We start from the raw sequence: 15669 nt of genomic DNA on the forward strand, positions 1-15669 counted from the left end.
GAAACCGAGTGTCGACAGGTGGACACGCGCCGCGGGCGAGGTGTGACATCGGCCCGCACGACCCCGCGTCGGTGCCACGGCCTACGCTCGGGGAATGGCCCTACACATCGGTGCGCACGTCGACCAGGAGGACCCGATCGCGGAGGCCAAGGCCCGCGGCGCCTCGCTCTCGCAGCTGTTCCTCGGCGACCCGCAGAGCTACAAGGGCCCGGTCGTCCGCTACGCCGGTGGTGCCGAGGCGCTCAAGGCCGACGCCGCGGCCGCGGGCATCGACCTCTGGGTCCACGCGCCGTACCCGATCAACGTGGCCAGCCTCAACAACCGCATCCGCATCCCCGGTCGCAAGCTGCTCCAGCAGCACTTGACCGCGGCCGCCGAGATCGGCGCCAAGGGCGTCATCGTCCACGGCGGGCACCTCGGGGTCGAGGAGGACGCCGCCAAGGGCTTCGACAACTGGCGCAAGTGCATCGACGGCCTCGACCTGCCGGTGCCGCTGCTCATCGAGAACACCGCGGGCGGCGACAACGCCATGGCCCGGCGGCTCGAGGCCATCGCCCGGCTCTGGGACGCCATCGGCCAGGCGTCGGGCAGCGAGAACGTCGGCTTCTGCCTCGACACCTGCCACGCCCACGCCGGCGGCAACGACCTCGGCAGCGTCGTCGACCAGGTGCGCGCCATCACCGGGCGCATCGACCTCGTCCACGCCAACGACTCCCGCGACGAGTTCGACTCCGGCGCCGACCGGCACACGAACTTCGGCTCCGGGCACATCGACGGCGACGCGCTCGCCGACGTCGTCCGGGCCGCGAAGGCCCCCGTCGTGTGCGAAACCCCCGGCGGCACCGACGCGCAGTCCGCCGACATCGCCTGGCTGCGAGGCCGGGTCGCCTGACTCCCGGGCCGCCCGGCGACGGCGTCAGGCGCGGTCGCCGGTCTGACCGTCGGTCTCGTCCGCGCCCTCGAGCACGGCGGCCATCCGGTCGGCGAGCAGCTCGGCGACGCGCAGCTGCTCGGCGCTCGGGCGCACGACCCGCGTCGCGGCCGTCACCCGGAAGTGCCCGAGAACGCGGTCGCCGCGCCGGACCGGCAGGGCGGTCCATGCCTCGGTCGGCAGCCCGACGCGCTGCACCGGGACCACGCGCCCGCCCGTCGTGACGCGTCCGTCGGGGCCGACGACCGCGTCGTTCCAGCGCGGGTGGGTGCCGACCCACTCGGTGCGGTCGGCGCCGAGCGCCTCGGTGATCGCGGCGCCGATGGCGGCGGCCCGCTCGTCGACGCCCGAGTCGGCCGGCGCGTCGAGCAGCTGGGCCAGGCCACGGATGTAGCCGTCGCGGCGCAGCGCCGCCGCCTGCTGTCGCCGCCCCCAGAGCGCCACCTCGGTCACCGCGAGCCCGACCACGACGAGGGCCACGGCCAGCTCGAGGTCCTCGCGGTGGTGGATCGAGAACGAGTAGTACGGCTCGGTGAGGAAGAAGTCGAAGCTGCCCGCCGCGGCGAGCGCCGCGAGGACTCCCGCGACCCGGTCGCCCGTCGCCGATGCCGCGACGACGGGCAGGACGAGGACCATCGCCGCGGTGCTCTGGTCCATCCCGGAGCGCACGAGCGCGAGGCCCGCGCCGACGGCGACGGGCAGCAGTACCGAGAGCAGGCGCACGAGCCCGCGACGGGCGGTGAACCGGTCGAGGACCGTGTCGCTGGCGTCAGTGGTCATGACTCCATGGTCGCGCCGCACCGCCGCCCGCGCGAGGCTCACCGCCGTCCCGACGCCGTCTTGACGCGTTCCTGACGCCACTGGGACACGCGGGAGTACAAAGGTGGGGACGACGGCACGAGCCCGAGGAGGACGATCGTGAGCGGCACCGGAACCACCGACGACCCGTGGGTCCTGCGCACCCCGCCGGGCACCGCCGAGTACACGATGCACCGCGACGACGCCGCCACCCCGGAACAGCTCGTCTGCAAGGTGGGATCGACGCGGCTGACCTATGACGCCCGCGTCGTCGAGGACCTCCACGCCTGGCTGCGCGAGCAGGGTGACTGGGTCCCCCTGGGCTCGGCGGACGAGCAGAAGCCGGCGAAGGACGGGACCGTGGAGGCGTGGGCACGGTCGGAGTCCAACCCCGTGGGTGGGTGGTACGGCCTGCGCAAGGGCTACCGCGGACGGGTCGGCATGTACCTGCCGCCGCTGCTGGAGGAGCTCGGCCTCGCCGAGGTGGAGCACCAGCCCCGCAACAACCGCATGCGCGCCCTCTGACGTCTCGCCACGGTCGAGCGATGCCGAGCACCTCCGATCCCGGCGACACGGCCGTCGTCGCCCTGAACGGGGCCGACGTGCTCGCCCGCACGTGGGAGCGGCAGGTCTCCGACGCGTCCCCCGACGCGCGTGCGGAGCCGCCCGTGCTCCTGCTCCACGCGACCGGTGAGTCCTCGCTCGACTGGGCCGTCGTCGCCGCGTGCCTGCGGGCCGACCGGACCGTCGTCGCCCTCGACGCCCGCGGCCACGCCGGCAGCAGCCGCCCCGGCTCCTACCGGCTCGAGGAGATGGCGGGCGACGCCCTCGCCGTGGCCGGCTGCCTCCCGGGGCTCGCCGAGGTCGACTCCTACGACGTCGTCGGCCACTCCATGGGCGGGCTCGTCGCCCTCCTCGTCGCGGCCACCGAGCCCCGACGCGTGCGTCGGCTCGTCCTCGAGGACGTGCCGCTGCCGCACCCGCGCACCCCCAACCCGCCGGCCCGGCCCGACACCGACCCCGGGTTCGACTGGGAGATGGTGCTGCAGGTGCGGGCGCAGATCGACGACCCCGACCCCGGCTGGGCCGACGTCGCGCGTACGGTGCGCGCACCGACGCTCGTGGTGTGGGGCGGTCCGGGCAGCCCGATGCCGGCCGAGCACGTCGCCGAGCTGGCCCGGACCCTGCCCGCCGGCCGCCTCGTCCGCGTCGACGCCGGCCACCTCGTCCACGCCACCGACCCCGACGGGTTCCTCGCCGCCGTCCGGCCCTTCCTCGACGCGCCCTGAGACGGCGGCCGGCCCGCCGACGGCTCGTGGCTGTCGGCGGGCCGGCCGGCCCGGCGTGCGGGGGCGGTCGCGTCAGCGCACCGGGACCGTCAGCGTCCCGAGCACGTCGGAGCGCCACGGCGCTGCCCACGGAGTTCCTCGAGGCCGCCGAGGTCGACGGCGCGGGCCTGTTCGGCACGTTCTTGCGTCGCCTCCGACGCTGCTCGGCTACATCCTGCTCGGCCGCTACTTCATCGGCGGCCTCATGAGCGGCTCGGTCAAGTAGGGGGCCAGGCCCAGCGGCACCGACGCGAACGGCGCGGCCCCCGCACGGGGACCGCGCCGTTCGCGCGTCAGTCCGTGGTGCGGCGCACGTAGGCGCGGATCGCGAGCGGCGCGACGACGGCCGTGATGAGCAGCGACCACCCGATCGACACGCCCACGGCGTGCTGCAACGGCCAGGCCGCACCCGGCGGGGTGCCCGGGACGTTGCCCCACAGCTCGCGCATCGCCTGGACGAGCGCGCTGATCGGGTTCCACTCGGCGATGGTGCGCAGCACCGTCGGCATCGCCGCGGTGGGCGCGAAGGCGTTGGACAGGAAGGTGATCGGGAACATCGTCGTGAACATCAGGCCGTTGACGGCCTCGGGCGACCGCATCGCCGATCCGACCAGGATGCCGATCCAGATCATCGAGAACCCGAAGAGCAGCAGCAGCGCGAAGGCGAGCACCGCCGGGCCGAAGCCGTCGCGGATGCGCCAGCCGATGACGAGCCCGGTCATCGACATGACGAAGACGCCGATGCTCGAGTGGATGATGCCGTAGACGCTGCGGCCGATGAGGACCGAACCGCGCGAGATCGGCAGCGACCGGAACCGGTCGATGATGCCCTTGTCGAGGTCCATGTTGAGGCCGTTGGCGACGATGAACGAGGAGAAGGCCATCGTCTGGGCCATGATCCCGGGCAGCAGCCACTCGCGGTAGGAGGTGCTGTCGGTCCGGATCGACCCGCCGAAGACGAAGGCGAACAGGACGACGAACATGATCGGCTGGATCGTGACGTCGGTGAGCATCTCCGGCTGGCGCCGGGTGTGCTTGAGGCTGCGCCACACCATCATCCGGACCTGGCGCGCGAGACCCGGGGGGTGCAGGACGGGCGCGGCCGGGCTGGTGCGACGTGTCGTGTCGGTGGCGGTGGACTGGGTCATCGGGACTCCCCCTCTGCGGCCCCGGCGTCGTCCTCCTGCTCGGCCCGGTGGCCGGTCAGGCTGAGGAAGACGTCATCGAGGCTCGGACGCTTGAGGCCGAGGTCGTCGAGGACGATCTGGCTGCGGTCGAAGACGGCCGCGACGCGGGTCATGTCGGACAGGCCCTCGGCGGGCGCGGTGAGCTGGCGCGCCGGCGCGTCGACGTGGACCTCGCTGACGTGCGCGGCGAGCAGGGCGCGCGCCTCCTCGAGCTGGTCGGCGTGCGACACGGTCAGGACGATGGCGGCCTGGCCGGACTGGTCCTTCAGCTCGAGCGGCGTGCCCTCGGCGATGACCCGGCCGTGGTCGATGACGACGATGCGGTCGGCGAGCTGGTCGGCCTCCTCGAGGTACTGCGTCGTGAGCAGGAGGGTCGTGCCGTCGGCGACGAGGCCGCGCAGCACCTCCCACAGCTCGACGCGGCTGCGCGGGTCGAGCCCGGTGGTGGGCTCGTCGAGGAAGAGGACCGGCGGTGCGGCGATGAGGCTGACCGCGAGGTCGAGGCGGCGCCGCATGCCGCCGCTGTACTCCTTGACGACCTTGTTGCCGGCGTCGGTGAGCGAGAAGCGCTCGAGCAGCTCGTCGGACAGGCGCCGCACGTCGGGCCGGCCGAGGCCGTAGAGCGAGCCGATGAGCCGGAGGTTCTCGCGGCCGGTGAGCATCTCGTCGACGGTGGCGGCCTGGCCGGTGAGGCCCATGCTGCGGCGGACGGCCTCGGGGTCGGCGCGCACGTCGTGCCCGGCGACGCGGGCGGTGCCGCTCGTCGGGACGGTCAGCGTCGTCATCATGCGGACGGTGGTGGTCTTGCCGGCGCCGTTGGGGCCGAGCAGGCCCAGGACGGTGCCCTGCGGCACGGTGAAGGAGACGTCGTCGACGGCGGTCATGTCGTCGAAGCGCTTGACGAGGTGCTCGGCCTCGATGGCCGGGGCGTCGGAACGGTCGGCGGGGCGGGGCGGTCGGTCGGTGTCGGCGAGGGTCATGTGAGGGCTCCCGAGTGTCTTGGGTGACAGGACCGACGGTAGGTCCCGCCACCGACAGCCCACCGAACAGCCTAGGTCGCGAGTGGACGGTGTCAACATCTTTTGTCCGTCGGGCCCGTTTCGCCGTAGGCGTACGCGAACCGCTCGGTCCGGGCGTCCGCGGGTGCGACGCTGGCTGGAGGCGTCGCAGCCACGGCACCGACGACAGGAGACCGCGATGACCAGCCGACCCGCACGACCCGTAGGACCCCCCACCCGTCGACGCGGGCCGCTGCTCCGTCACGTCTACGGCGGGCTCATCCGCGGCCTGCGGCTGCGGCAGGGCCGCACCCTGGCCGAGGTCGCCGGCGAGGCCGGCATCTCCGTGGCGTACCTGTCCGAGGTCGAGCGCGGCCTCAAGGAACCCTCCTCGGAGGTCCTCGACGCCGTGTGCCGCGCCCTCGGCTCGAGCATCACCCACCTCATCGGCGCCGCGCACCGGCAGCTGCTCGACCTCACGGCGGAGGCGGCCGTCGCCCCCGTCCTCGACCTGACGACCCGCATCGACCACGGCGCACTGACGCCCGTGCCCCCTCCGGCCACGGGCGCCCGCGCGTCGTTCGTCCTCGCGGCGTGAGGCCCACGCCGCTCGGTCGAGCTCTCCAGCCTCAGTCGACGAGGCTGCCCCACGGCCGGGCCGCTGCTGCCGCCCCGCAGCCCCAGCAGGCTCGTCTCCGTGGTGCTGCCACCGCTGCCGCCGGTGCCGTACGTCGCGAGCACGTCGTTCGCGTAGGCGATGCGCTGGGTCGTGGCGCAGGTGCCGCACCGCTCGAACTTCTGCATGAACACCGTCGTGGCCGTGCTCACGGACGTCGACGCCCGCAGGTCGGCAAGGCCGTCGCCGGAGAACGTCGTCAGATCCCGGCGGACTGGCGCTCGGTCAGCCCCTTGGAGACGAAGTAGTCGAAGGCGATCTCGTCGTTGCTGGCCGCCGAGGCGCTCGGTGCCACGACGACGCCGAGCACGAGAACGGCGATCGCTGCGAGAAGGGCGGACAGCGTCCGGCGGTGGGTCGTCATCGTCTCCACGCCGCTCAGATGCCGCACCGGGACGCGCTCCACGTCTGGCCCGAGCGGATGTCGACGTGGGTGTGGTCGGAGTGACCGGGGTAGCCGGGTCCGAAGATGCCGCCCATGCCGGCGTACCGGGCGTTCTGCGCGATCGAGCAGAACGTCGCGCCGCTGTCGGCCGGGACGAGGTCGAGCGCCGTCCCGTACGTGTGCTGACCGCCCCCCGAACCGCCGACGGCCGCGTCGCACGCCTTGTCGCGGAAGCCGGACGTGACGCGCAGCGGGTGGTCGCCCATCCGGTGGCGCAGGGCCTCGGCCCGCCACATGACCCGCTTGAGGTTCTCCCTGGCGGTCGCGAGGGACACGGACCCGTTGCCGTTGAGGCCGCGCCCGCAGTTCTCGCTGGCCTCGGCGTAGCTGAAGTGGATCGGCGTGCAGTCGGGGTCTTGCAGCGCGTAGATCGTGGAGAACGTGGCCGGTCCGGCGACGCCGTCGGCGGCGAGGCCGTAGGCGGACTGGAAGTTCCTGACGGCGGTGGTCGTCTGGGCTCCGTACTGGCCGTCGACGGCCATGTTGACGCCGTAGCCCGCCCAGCCGGCGACGCGGATCTGCAGCTGGCTGACGTCCGATCCGGATGTCCCGCTGCTCAGCGTCCGGCTCCACGTGTAGCACTCGTCGGCGTGGGCCGCCGGGGCGGTGGCCGTCACCGTGGCCGTGGCGACGGTGAGGCCGCCGGCGGCGAGGGCGAGGGCCGCGAGGGAGCGAGCGAGTCGTGAGGTGCGCATGTGCGAGTCCTTTCCTGGTTGGCCGTGTCCTGCACCTCGCAGCGTGTCCGATTCGCCCGGTTCGCGCGCGTCGAGCGCAGGGGGAGCACTCCCCAGGCGCTCGAGCCGCGACGCTCAGCCCACCGCGGCGACGCGCGCCTCCTCGGCCCGCTCGACGACATGGTCGACGATCCCGAACTCGACCGCCTGGCGGGCCGTCAGGACCTTGTCGCGGTCGGTGTCGAGCCGGAGCTGCTCGATGCTGCGCCCGGTGTGACGGCTCAGCACCTCCTCGACCTGGGACCGGACGCGGAGCAGCTCGTCGGCCTGCAGCGCGAGGTCGCTCACCGTGCCCTGCCCGCCGGCCGACGGCTGGTGGAGCAGCACGCGTGAGTGGCGCAGCGCGAAGCGCCGTCCGGGCTCGCCGGCGGCGAGCAGCACCGCCGCGGCCGACGCTGCCTGCCCGAGGCACCACGTCGCGACCGGCGTCGGCACGTACTGCATCGTGTCGTAGAGGGCCATGAGCGCCGTGAAGGAGCCGCCCGGGCTGTTGACGTAGAGCGAGACCTCGCGGTCCGGCGCGACGTCGGCGAGGTGGAGGAGCTGGGCCATGACGACGTTGGCGACGCCGTCGTCGATCTCGGTGCCCACGAAGATGATCCGCTCCTGGAGCAGCCTGCTGTAGATGTCGAAGCTGCGCTCGCCGGCCGGCGTGCGCTCGACGACGTAGGGAATCGTGTAGCTGCTCATCGCAGGCCCACCGTCCGCTGGACGCCCTGGGGCCGGACGTCGGCGAGCGAGGCGACGACGTGGTCGACGATCCCGTACGCCAACGCCTCCTCGGCGCTGAACCACCGGTCGCGCTCGCTGTCGAGGGTGATCTGCTCGACGGTCTGGCCGGTGTGCTCGGCCTGCAGCTCGTTGACGCGGCGCTTGACGGCCTTGAGGTTGTTCGCCTGCACCTCGACGTCGGCGGCCGTGCCCTGGATGCCCGCCGAGGGCTGGTGCATCATGATCCGCGCGTTGGGCAGGGCGAAGCGCTTGCCGGGCGTCCCTGCGCCGAGGAGGAACTGCCCCATGGACGCCGCGAACCCGAGCGCGAGCGTCGACACGTCGTTGGGGATGACGCGCATCGTGTCGTAGATGGCGAGTCCTGCCGTGACGGAGCCGCCGGGGCTGTTGACGTAGAGGCTGATGTCGCTGCGCGGGTCCCGTGCCGACAGGAGCAGGAGCTGGGCGGTGATCCGGTTGGCGACCGGGTCGTCGACCTCGGACCCGAGAACGATGATCCGCTGGTGGAGCAGCTGCATCGACAGCTGGTCGTCCAGCGCGGCTGGTGCGAGTGTGTCGGTCATGCCCCCAGCGTGGGCCCGGACGCGTCGGCCGGAGGGGCGGCTCTGCCACGGGCGAATTCGCCCCTGGCGGACCGATCGCCGCGGCTCGGGGGCCGGGCCCGGTAGGTTGCCGTGCATGGAAGCCGACGTCGTCGTCGTGGGAGCCGGCCTCGCCGGGCTCGTCGCCACCGCCGAGCTCGCCGCTGCCGGCAAGCGGGTGGTGCTCGTGGACCAGGAGGGCGAGCAGTCGCTCGGCGGCCAGGCGTTCTGGAGCTTCGGGGGCCTGTTCCTCGTCGACTCCCCCGAGCAGCGGCGCATGGGCATCCGGGACTCCATCGAGCTGGCGACCCAGGACTGGATGGGCTCGGCACAGTTCGACCGGGAGGAGGACTTCTGGCCGCGCAAGTGGGCCGAGGCCTACCTGCACTTCGCGGCGGGTGAGAAGCGCTCCTGGTTGCACGACCTCGGCCACCGCGTCTTCCCCGTCGTCGGGTGGGCCGAGCGCGGTGACGGCCGCGCTGACGGGCACGGCAACTCGGTGCCGCGCTTCCACATCACGTGGGGCACCGGCCCGGGCATCGTCGAGCCCTTCGAGCGGCGGGTGCGCGACGGCGTCGCGGCCGGACGCGTCACGCTCGCCTTCCGCCACCGGGTCGACGAGCTCGTGGAGTCCGGCGGCGTCGTCAGCGGCGTGCGGGGCGCGGTGCTCGCCCCCGACGGCGCGGCTCGGGGGAAGCCGACGAACCGCGAGGTCGTCGGCGACTTCGAGATCACGGCCCAGGCGGTCATCGTCACGAGCGGCGGCATCGGCGGCGACCACGACCTCGTGCGCCGCGCGTGGCCCGAGCGGCTCGGCACGCCGCCCAGGCGGATGGTCGCGGGCGTGCCGGCCCATGTCGACGGCCGGATGCTCGGCATCACCGAGGCCGCGGGTGGGCGCATCATCAACCCCGACCGGATGTGGCACTACACCGAGGGCCTGCGCAACTGGGACCCCGTCTGGGACAACCACGGCATCCGCATCCTGCCGGGACCCTCGTCGCTGTGGGTCGACGCGACGGGTCGGCGGTTCCCGGCGCCCTACTTCCCGGGCTTCGACACCCTGGGCACGCTCGGGCACATCATGCGCACCGGCTACGACTACTCGTGGTTCGTGCTGACCCAGAAGATCATCGAGAAGGAGTTCGCCCTCTCCGGCTCCGAGCAGAACCCCGACCTCACCGGCAAGGACGTGCGCCAGGTGCTCGGACGCGTCCGGCCGGGCGCACCCGCGCCCGTCGAGGCGTTCAAGCGCCACGGAGAGGACTTCGTCGTCGCCGACACCCTCGAGGAGCTCGTCCGCGGCATGAACGCGCTGACGGGCGAGGACCTCGTCGACGAGCGGTCGCTGCGCGCGACCATCGTGGCCCGCGACAACGAGATGGCCAACGACTTCGGCAAGGACGCCCAGGTCACGGCGATCCGGGGCGCACGGAACTACCGCGGGGACAAGCTGATCCGCGTCGCGACACCGCACCGGCTCCTCGACCCGAAGGCAGGGCCGCTCATCGCGGTGCGACTCAACATCCTGACCCGCAAGACCCTCGGCGGCCTCGAGACCGACCTCACCGGGCGCGTCATGCAGGCCGGGGGCCAGCCGCTGCCGGGCGTCTACGCGGCCGGTGAGGTGGCCGGCTTCGGCGGCGGCGGCATGCACGGCTACAACTCGCTCGAGGGCACCTTCCTCGGTGGCTGCCTCTTCAGCGGCCGGACGGCCGGGAGAGCCGTCGTAGCAGCCATGTGACGGCCGCTCACGGCACTGGTTCGGTCGCCTGCGGCGCGGAAGATCTGCTCGGCCCCGGTGGCTCTAGGCTCGGCCGCTCGCCGCGGCCCGACGACGACTCAGGGCGTCGACGCTGGCCGCGATGAGCAGGACCAGTCCGGTCACCATGAAAACCCGGCCCGAGGGCTGGTTGAGCAGCGACATGCCGTTGTCGATGACGGCGACCACGAGGCCACCGATGATCGCGTTGACCGGTTTGCCTTTGCCCCCGAAGAGGCTGCAGCCACCGATGACGGCCGCGCCGACGGCGTACAGCAGGGTCGAGGAGCCACCCGTCGTCGGCGACACCGAGTTGTCCCGGCTGGCCAGGAGCACGCCGGCGACGGCCGCCAGTGTCGAACAGATGACGAAGCAGGCCAGCTTGATCGTCTGGACGGTGATGCCGGCCCGCCGGGCCGCCTCGGCGTTACCGCCGACGGCGTACACGTGCCGGCCCCACGACAGCCGTCCCAGCGCGACGCTGGTGATGATCAGCAGCACGAGCAGGACGACGACTACGATCGGAACACCCTTGAGTGAGGTCACGATGATGTTCTTGCTGCGCTCCTGGCTCAGGTACCAGGTCGCGAGGCCGAGGAGGACCGCCAGCGCCCCGATCTTGAAGGCCCAGACCGAGAGCGCGTCACCGGTGAGCCCAGCCGCGCGACGCGCGACCGACCGCCGATAGGTCAACCCTCCATAGACGATCATCCCGACGACGTACAAGGTCCAACCCAGCCAGATCGGGAGGTTGCTGTTCATGATCGCGAGGATCGTGTCGTCGCGGAACGGGATCGTGCCGCCCTCGCCGATCAGCACCAGCAGCAGGCCCTGGAGGCCCAGGAACGCGGCGAGCGTGACCACGAACGACGGAATGCCCAGGTAGGCCACGAGCAGGCCGATACAGGTGCCGATGACGACACCGGTCAGCAGGCACGCGGCGAGGGCCAGCGGCCAAGGCCAGCCCTGGTTGGTCATGAAGATGCCCATGACGGCGGCCGACGTCCCTGCCGCATAACCGGCCGACAGGTCGATCTCGCCGAGCAGCAGCACGAAGACCAGGCCCATGGCGATGACGATCACCGCAGCGCTCTGGTTGATCAGGTTGGCGATGTTGAACGCGGTGGGAAAGGTCGATGGGCGCAGCGCCGTGAAGACGAGGATCAGCACGATCAGGCCCGCGACGGCGGGCAGCGCGCCGACGTCGCCACCGCGCACCTTCTGTATGTAGGCGCGGGCCGCCTCGCCGATCGTCTCAGGGCCGGCGGTGTTGGCGAAGCCAGGCTGCGATTCTGCCGACTGCGGCTCGGTGACGGTGCTCATGCTGACACCTCCCCCGTCTCGCTCGCGCCTTCCTCTATCACGTCCGCCATCGGATGTTTCAGCCCCAGGTCGCCGGAACGCCCGGCCGTGATCAGCTCGACCACCTGGCTGTTGGTGACGGACTTGGCCTCTACTTGAGCGACCATCTGACCCAGGTAGAGCACGGCGATGTCATCCGCGACCTGGAAGACGTCGGTCAGGTTGTGGCTGATGAGCACCACGCCCAGCCCGCGGTCGGCGAGCCGCCGGACCAGGTGCAGGACCTGCTCGGTCTGGGCCACACCGAGCGCCGCGGTCGGCTCGTCCAAGATCACGATCCGCGAGTTCCACAGGACGGCGCGGGCGATCGCGACCGTCTGGCGCTGGCCACCGGAGAGGCTGGCCACGAGCGTGCGCACGGACTTCAGCGTGCGCACCGACAGGCCGGAGAGCGTCTCCTTGGCCTTGGCCTCCATCGTGTCCTCGTCGAGCAGGCCGCTCTTCTTCAGCTCGCGACCGAGATACATGTTCTGCACCACGTCGAGGTTGTCGCACAGCGCGAGGTCTTGGTAGACGACCTCGATGCCGAGGGCGTTGCTGTCCTTCGGGCTGTGCACCGTGACGGGCTTGCCCTCGAACGTGTACTCGCCGGCGTCGAAGCCGTGGATGCCGGCGATGCCCTTGATCAGGGTGCTCTTGCCGGCCCCGTTGTCACCGACCAAGGCGGTGACCCGCCCCGGGCGGATGTCGATATCGACGCCACGCAACACATCCACTGCGCCAAAACTCTTGTTGACCGCCCGAAGTGAGAGCAGGGGCGCCGTGGCGTCCGCCACCGGTACGGACTCCGCTGCTGTGATCGTCGTCATCGAGGTCTCCACGTTGAGCCGGGTTGTCTGGCCGATCGGGTCTGCTGGCAGCCCGAACATACTCCCGGATGTTCTGGCCGCGGTATGACGCAGGACCGTGCGACAGATGCTCGAGGGCCGGCCCGTCGGCACGAGCCGGCCCTCTCGCGTCTGTCAGGAAACGCCGTACTTGGTGCAGGCGGCCGCAAACTCAGCCGTGCAGATGTCCGAGGCCTTCTGGAAGCCGTCGGAGACCACCTTCTTGACGTTGTCCTGGTAGATCGCCTCTGGCGTGGCAAGAGCCGACGGGACATCCTTGCCCGTCACGGTGTCCTTGACCTTCGAGGTCGCCAGAGCGTCCGCCGCGGCCTTGTCACCCTTGGCCACTGCGATCGCCAGCTTCGACGCCGCGTCGGCCTCGAGGTTGGTGTTCTTGTAGACCGTCATGCACTGGGTGCCGGCGAGAATACGCTGCAGACCCTCGACGCTGGCGTCCTGTCCGGTGACCGGCACCTTGCCGGCGAGGCCGTTGCGCTTGAGGCTGGCGACGATGCCGCCGGCCATCGTGTCATTGGCCGAGATGACGCCCTGGATCTTGTTACCGAACTGGGTGTACAGACCGTCGAAGGCCTTCCCTGCCTTGGTGGCGTCCCAGAAGCCGGACACGTCCGACGACAGGATCTTGACCTTGCCGTCCTGCTTCAGCTGGGTGTCGTAGCCCGACTTGAACAGGGCAGCGTTGTTGTCGGTCGGGTCACCGTTGATGTACACGACGCCCGCGCCCTGGGCCTTGTCACCGAGGCACTTCTGGAGACCGGTGCCCATCAGCGCGCCGACCTTCACGTTGTCGAAGGACACGTAGTACGACGCGCCGCCGCCGAGCGTGAGCCGGTCGTAGTCGATGCTCGGGATGCCCGCCTTGGCGGCCTTCTTCAGGCAGGCGCCGCCGGACTCCGAGTCGAGGTTCACGATCATCAGCACCGAGACGCCTTCGTTGATCATGGCGTCGCAGATCGTGCCGAACTTCGACTTGTCACCACCGGCATTCTGGATGTCGGACTTCAGACCCGCCGTCGTGAACGCCTTCTCGAGGCTGGGCCGGTCGTTGGCCTCCCAGCGGGGCGAGGTCGTTGCGTCGGGCAGGATCACGCCGACCGTCTTGGCGTTCGTGCCTCCGGAGGCCGTGCTGCCACCGGACCCGCCTCCGCCCGAGTTGCTGCCGCAGGCAGCACTCCCGAGCACCAAGGCGGCTGCGGCCACTACCGGCAGCACCCGCCGAACCATGCCAGAACTCATCGTCGTTCCTTCCCAGTGGGTGGCCGTCGTGTGATGACGATCACGCGCTACCTTGTGCTCAGAACAATAGGACGACGCCACGGGCCGATGGGGTGGTTTCCGATGCAACCACTAACGATCGCGTAACGCTGGCCGAAACGCGCTTGGCATAATGCCGATCATGGACGAGGGGGTTCAACGGGGCCGACGCCGGCTGGGGGCGCTCCCCCTGGCCGCGCAGGTTGTTGCGCCACTCATTGCCCTCGTCGGGTGCACCGCGGGCACGTCGATCCCACAACCATCCACCCTCACCGAGAGCTCGACGAGCCCGTCGATGACCGTGATTCCGGATGCCGCCGAGTGCGTCCAGGCTCGAGACCTCGGTGTGGGCGCGGGAGCCGACCTCCCGGTGAAGGACCTGTTCGGGCGGGGTGTCAAGCGCGCCATCCTCATCAACGAGGAGCTCGTTCCCGGCCGGGATGCGGGCGATGCCCGGTGCGCCGGGCGGTTACCGGCGTTCGAGGACGTCGATTGTGGCCGACACGGTCCGTGGGCCCGCACGGGCTGGGGAGACCTGCTGATCGCCTCTGGAGCTCGAAGGGTCCGCCACGTCGAGATCGTCACCGAGGAGGGTGACCGAGCCCGGCCGGGCTCCGGCTCGCGGGCCGTGACGTACGCCGAGATCGAACTGCCCGCGCACGACCCCAAGCAGACGGGGCAGTTCGCGCAGGCGGCCTTCGAGCACTGCGCAGGTGGCACGGACCAGCTCGTTCACGGTGTGCCGGCGGTGGTCGGGTTCGTGCCGTCGGAGTCCGAACCGTCGGGTGTGGCGGCTGCTGTCGCGTTCTTGACCCCGGAGCGTGTCGACTGGGTCGTCCTGGACGGGCAGCGGCCATGGACGAGTGCGGAACGGGACCGCGCACTCGCAGCGGTCGCTGCCCACCTCTCCTGACCTTGGCTCAGGCCTGCACCGGCAGCGGCAGCGGCTCGTGGCGCCGACGCGACCCAGCGCGGTACATGACCACCGGCGTGGTGCTGCGCCTCGCGGTGCCGGTGGACGTCGGGCGTGCCGTCAGCCCGCGGGCTGCCACTCGCGCCGCAGCAGTCCGTGGACCCACGAGTCGGAGACGACGCCGTCGACGACGCAGTCCTCGCGAAGCGTCCCCTCGAGCACGAACCCGAGCTTCTCGAGCACCCGGGCCGACGGCGCGTTGCGGGTGTCGACCTCGGCCTGGACGCGGTTGAGGTCGAGGGCGTCGAAGGCCCACGTCAGCAGCGCGCGGGCAGCCTCCGTGGCGTAGCCGTGCCCCCAGGCCGCCGCACCGAAGCAGTAGCCGAGCGAGGCGCTGCGGAAGTCGGGGTTCCACCGGTTGAGGGTGCACCACCCGAGGAAGACACCGTCGTCGAGTCGCTCGACGACCAGCCTGGCGCCCGTGCCCTCCTCCTCCATCTGGCGGCACACGGAGAGGAACCGCTCGGCGCGCGCGGGGTCGGTCCACGGCGGCGAGTCCCAGTAGCGCAGCACGTCGGCGTTGCTGTGCAGCGCGTAGAGGTCGGCGGCGTCGGCATCGTCGAACGGGCGCAGCCGCAGACGGTCGGTGACCAGCGTCGGGGTGGGGAGCGACATGGGCGTCATGCTCCCGTCGGCGTGCCGCCCCGGCAACCGAATTGCCGGGGCCGCACGAGCTCAGCCGAGCGTCGCCGGCGCGCGGTCGTCGGCAGCCGGCTCCACCTCCGATCCGGTCCGCGACCGTCGCCCCGACCGCACGGCCGCGAGCAGCACGAGCAGGCCCAGGCCGCTCAGCGTCGCGCCGACCCAGAGGAGCGGTCGCCGCCTCCACCGGGCCGCGTCACCGACCTACGACCGCGTCCTCCAGGCCTCGCTCGAGCAGGCCCGCGAGGTGCTCGAGCTCGCGCCGCGCGTCGACTCCCTGCACCGCTGAGGCTCACTGGTGGACCGTGGGGTGTGACAAGGGCAGAGTTTTTGTCGCACTACGGTGTCGTCGGGTTACTGCCGGGCTGAGCGAGCCGCCCTGCTTTCGGGGACGGCCTGGCTGAGAGTTGCAGGGCCC

18 protein-coding genes are annotated in these 15669 nt (G+C 71.5%); 7 read left to right on the forward strand and 11 right to left on the reverse strand.

The genetic code is table 11. The features are described from left to right. Positions 1-94 precede the first annotated feature (94 nt). Positions 95-892 carry a deoxyribonuclease IV gene (locus tag AC3A5R_RS22735; protein ID WP_487623049.1) on the forward strand — a complete coding sequence of 266 codons (798 nt, stop codon included), beginning with the start codon at positions 95-97 and terminating at the stop codon, positions 890-892. Between the two features lie 24 nt (positions 893-916). Here AC3A5R_RS22735 and AC3A5R_RS22740 read toward each other — a convergent pair whose 3' ends face one another. Beyond that, complete coding sequence (locus AC3A5R_RS22740) at positions 917-1711, reverse strand: DUF4118 domain-containing protein (RefSeq protein ID WP_487623050.1); 795 nt, start codon at positions 1709-1711, stop codon at positions 917-919. 138 nt (positions 1712-1849) lie between these two features. Between AC3A5R_RS22740 and AC3A5R_RS22745 the strand changes: the two genes are divergently transcribed. Next, positions 1850-2254, forward strand: coding sequence for a DUF6855 family protein (locus tag AC3A5R_RS22745; protein ID WP_487623051.1), 405 nt, complete (start codon positions 1850-1852; stop codon positions 2252-2254). Positions 2255-2274: 20 nt separating this feature from the next. Continuing rightward, positions 2275-3018 (forward strand): alpha/beta fold hydrolase, encoded by a 744-nt coding sequence (locus AC3A5R_RS22750; RefSeq protein ID WP_487623052.1) that lies wholly within the window; start codon positions 2275-2277, stop codon positions 3016-3018. Positions 3019-3350: 332 nt separating this feature from the next. On the opposite strand, the gene AC3A5R_RS22755 is transcribed toward AC3A5R_RS22750, so the two are convergent. Both AC3A5R_RS22755 and AC3A5R_RS22760 read right to left on the reverse strand, forming a co-directional pair. Next, positions 3351-4205 (reverse strand): ABC transporter permease, encoded by an 855-nt coding sequence (locus AC3A5R_RS22755; protein WP_487623053.1) that lies wholly within the window; start codon positions 4203-4205, stop codon positions 3351-3353. Next, positions 4202-5224: an ATP-binding cassette domain-containing protein gene (locus tag AC3A5R_RS22760; RefSeq protein ID WP_487623054.1), complete on the reverse strand. Its 1023-nt coding sequence runs from the start codon at positions 5222-5224 to the stop codon at positions 4202-4204. Before AC3A5R_RS22760 ends, AC3A5R_RS22755 begins: the two co-directional genes overlap by 4 nt. A gap of 217 nt (positions 5225-5441) precedes the next feature. On the opposite strand from AC3A5R_RS22760, the gene AC3A5R_RS22765 reads away from it, so the two are divergent. Next, positions 5442-5840, forward strand: a complete 399-nt coding sequence (locus AC3A5R_RS22765) for a helix-turn-helix domain-containing protein (RefSeq protein WP_487623055.1) — start codon at positions 5442-5444, stop codon at positions 5838-5840. A 277-nt stretch (positions 5841-6117) separates the two neighbouring features. Here the strand turns inward: AC3A5R_RS22765 and AC3A5R_RS22770 are convergent, their stop codons facing one another. From AC3A5R_RS22770 to AC3A5R_RS22785, 4 genes are all read right to left on the reverse strand, one after another. Further along, on the reverse strand, positions 6118-6282 hold the full coding sequence (locus AC3A5R_RS22770; protein WP_487623056.1) for a hypothetical protein: 165 nt from the start codon (positions 6280-6282) through the stop codon (positions 6118-6120). A gap of 14 nt (positions 6283-6296) precedes the next feature. Next, positions 6297-7058 carry a D-Ala-D-Ala carboxypeptidase family metallohydrolase gene (locus tag AC3A5R_RS22775; RefSeq protein WP_487623057.1) on the reverse strand — a complete coding sequence of 254 codons (762 nt, stop codon included), beginning with the start codon at positions 7056-7058 and terminating at the stop codon, positions 6297-6299. Between the two features lie 114 nt (positions 7059-7172). After that, the gene (locus AC3A5R_RS22780) at positions 7173-7787 is read right to left on the reverse strand and encodes a ClpP family protease (RefSeq protein ID WP_487623058.1); all 615 of its coding nucleotides are present in this window, start codon (positions 7785-7787) and stop codon (positions 7173-7175) included. Beyond that, complete coding sequence (locus AC3A5R_RS22785) at positions 7784-8392, reverse strand: ATP-dependent Clp protease proteolytic subunit (RefSeq protein WP_487623059.1); 609 nt, start codon at positions 8390-8392, stop codon at positions 7784-7786. Before AC3A5R_RS22785 ends, AC3A5R_RS22780 begins: the two co-directional genes overlap by 4 nt. A 115-nt stretch (positions 8393-8507) precedes the next feature. Between AC3A5R_RS22785 and AC3A5R_RS22790 the strand changes: the two genes are divergently transcribed. Beyond that, complete coding sequence (locus tag AC3A5R_RS22790) at positions 8508-10154, forward strand: FAD-binding dehydrogenase (protein WP_487623060.1); 1647 nt, start codon at positions 8508-8510, stop codon at positions 10152-10154. A 63-nt stretch (positions 10155-10217) separates the two neighbouring features. Here AC3A5R_RS22790 and AC3A5R_RS22795 read toward each other — a convergent pair whose 3' ends face one another. The 3 genes from AC3A5R_RS22795 to AC3A5R_RS22805 all read right to left on the reverse strand — a co-directional run bounded on the left by AC3A5R_RS22795 (position 10218) and on the right by AC3A5R_RS22805 (position 13618). After that, on the reverse strand, positions 10218-11495 hold the full coding sequence (locus tag AC3A5R_RS22795) for a sugar ABC transporter permease (RefSeq protein ID WP_487623061.1): 1278 nt from the start codon (positions 11493-11495) through the stop codon (positions 10218-10220). Then, entirely contained in the window at positions 11492-12343 is an 852-nt protein-coding gene (locus AC3A5R_RS22800; RefSeq protein WP_487623062.1) for an ATP-binding cassette domain-containing protein, read from the reverse strand. The genes AC3A5R_RS22795 and AC3A5R_RS22800 overlap by 4 nt, the downstream gene beginning before the upstream one ends. 153 nt (positions 12344-12496) lie before the next feature. After that, positions 12497-13618 (reverse strand): sugar ABC transporter substrate-binding protein, encoded by a 1122-nt coding sequence (locus AC3A5R_RS22805; RefSeq protein WP_487623063.1) that lies wholly within the window; start codon positions 13616-13618, stop codon positions 12497-12499. A gap of 160 nt (positions 13619-13778) precedes the next feature. On the opposite strand from AC3A5R_RS22805, the gene AC3A5R_RS22810 reads away from it, so the two are divergent. Next, positions 13779-14549 (forward strand): hypothetical protein, encoded by a 771-nt coding sequence (locus AC3A5R_RS22810; protein WP_487623064.1) that lies wholly within the window; start codon positions 13779-13781, stop codon positions 14547-14549. A 120-nt stretch (positions 14550-14669) separates the two neighbouring features. On the opposite strand, the gene AC3A5R_RS22815 is transcribed toward AC3A5R_RS22810, so the two are convergent. Then, positions 14670-15224, reverse strand: a complete 555-nt coding sequence (locus tag AC3A5R_RS22815) for a GNAT family N-acetyltransferase (protein WP_487623065.1) — start codon at positions 15222-15224, stop codon at positions 14670-14672. Here AC3A5R_RS22815 and AC3A5R_RS22820 point away from each other — a divergent pair. Continuing rightward, entirely contained in the window at positions 15223-15540 is a 318-nt protein-coding gene (locus AC3A5R_RS22820; RefSeq protein WP_487623066.1) for a hypothetical protein, read from the forward strand. The genes AC3A5R_RS22815 and AC3A5R_RS22820 overlap by 2 nt on opposite strands. Positions 15541-15669 lie beyond the last annotated feature (129 nt).

The sequence above is a fragment of the Intrasporangium sp. Soil_C_50 genome, assembly GCF_057656595.1.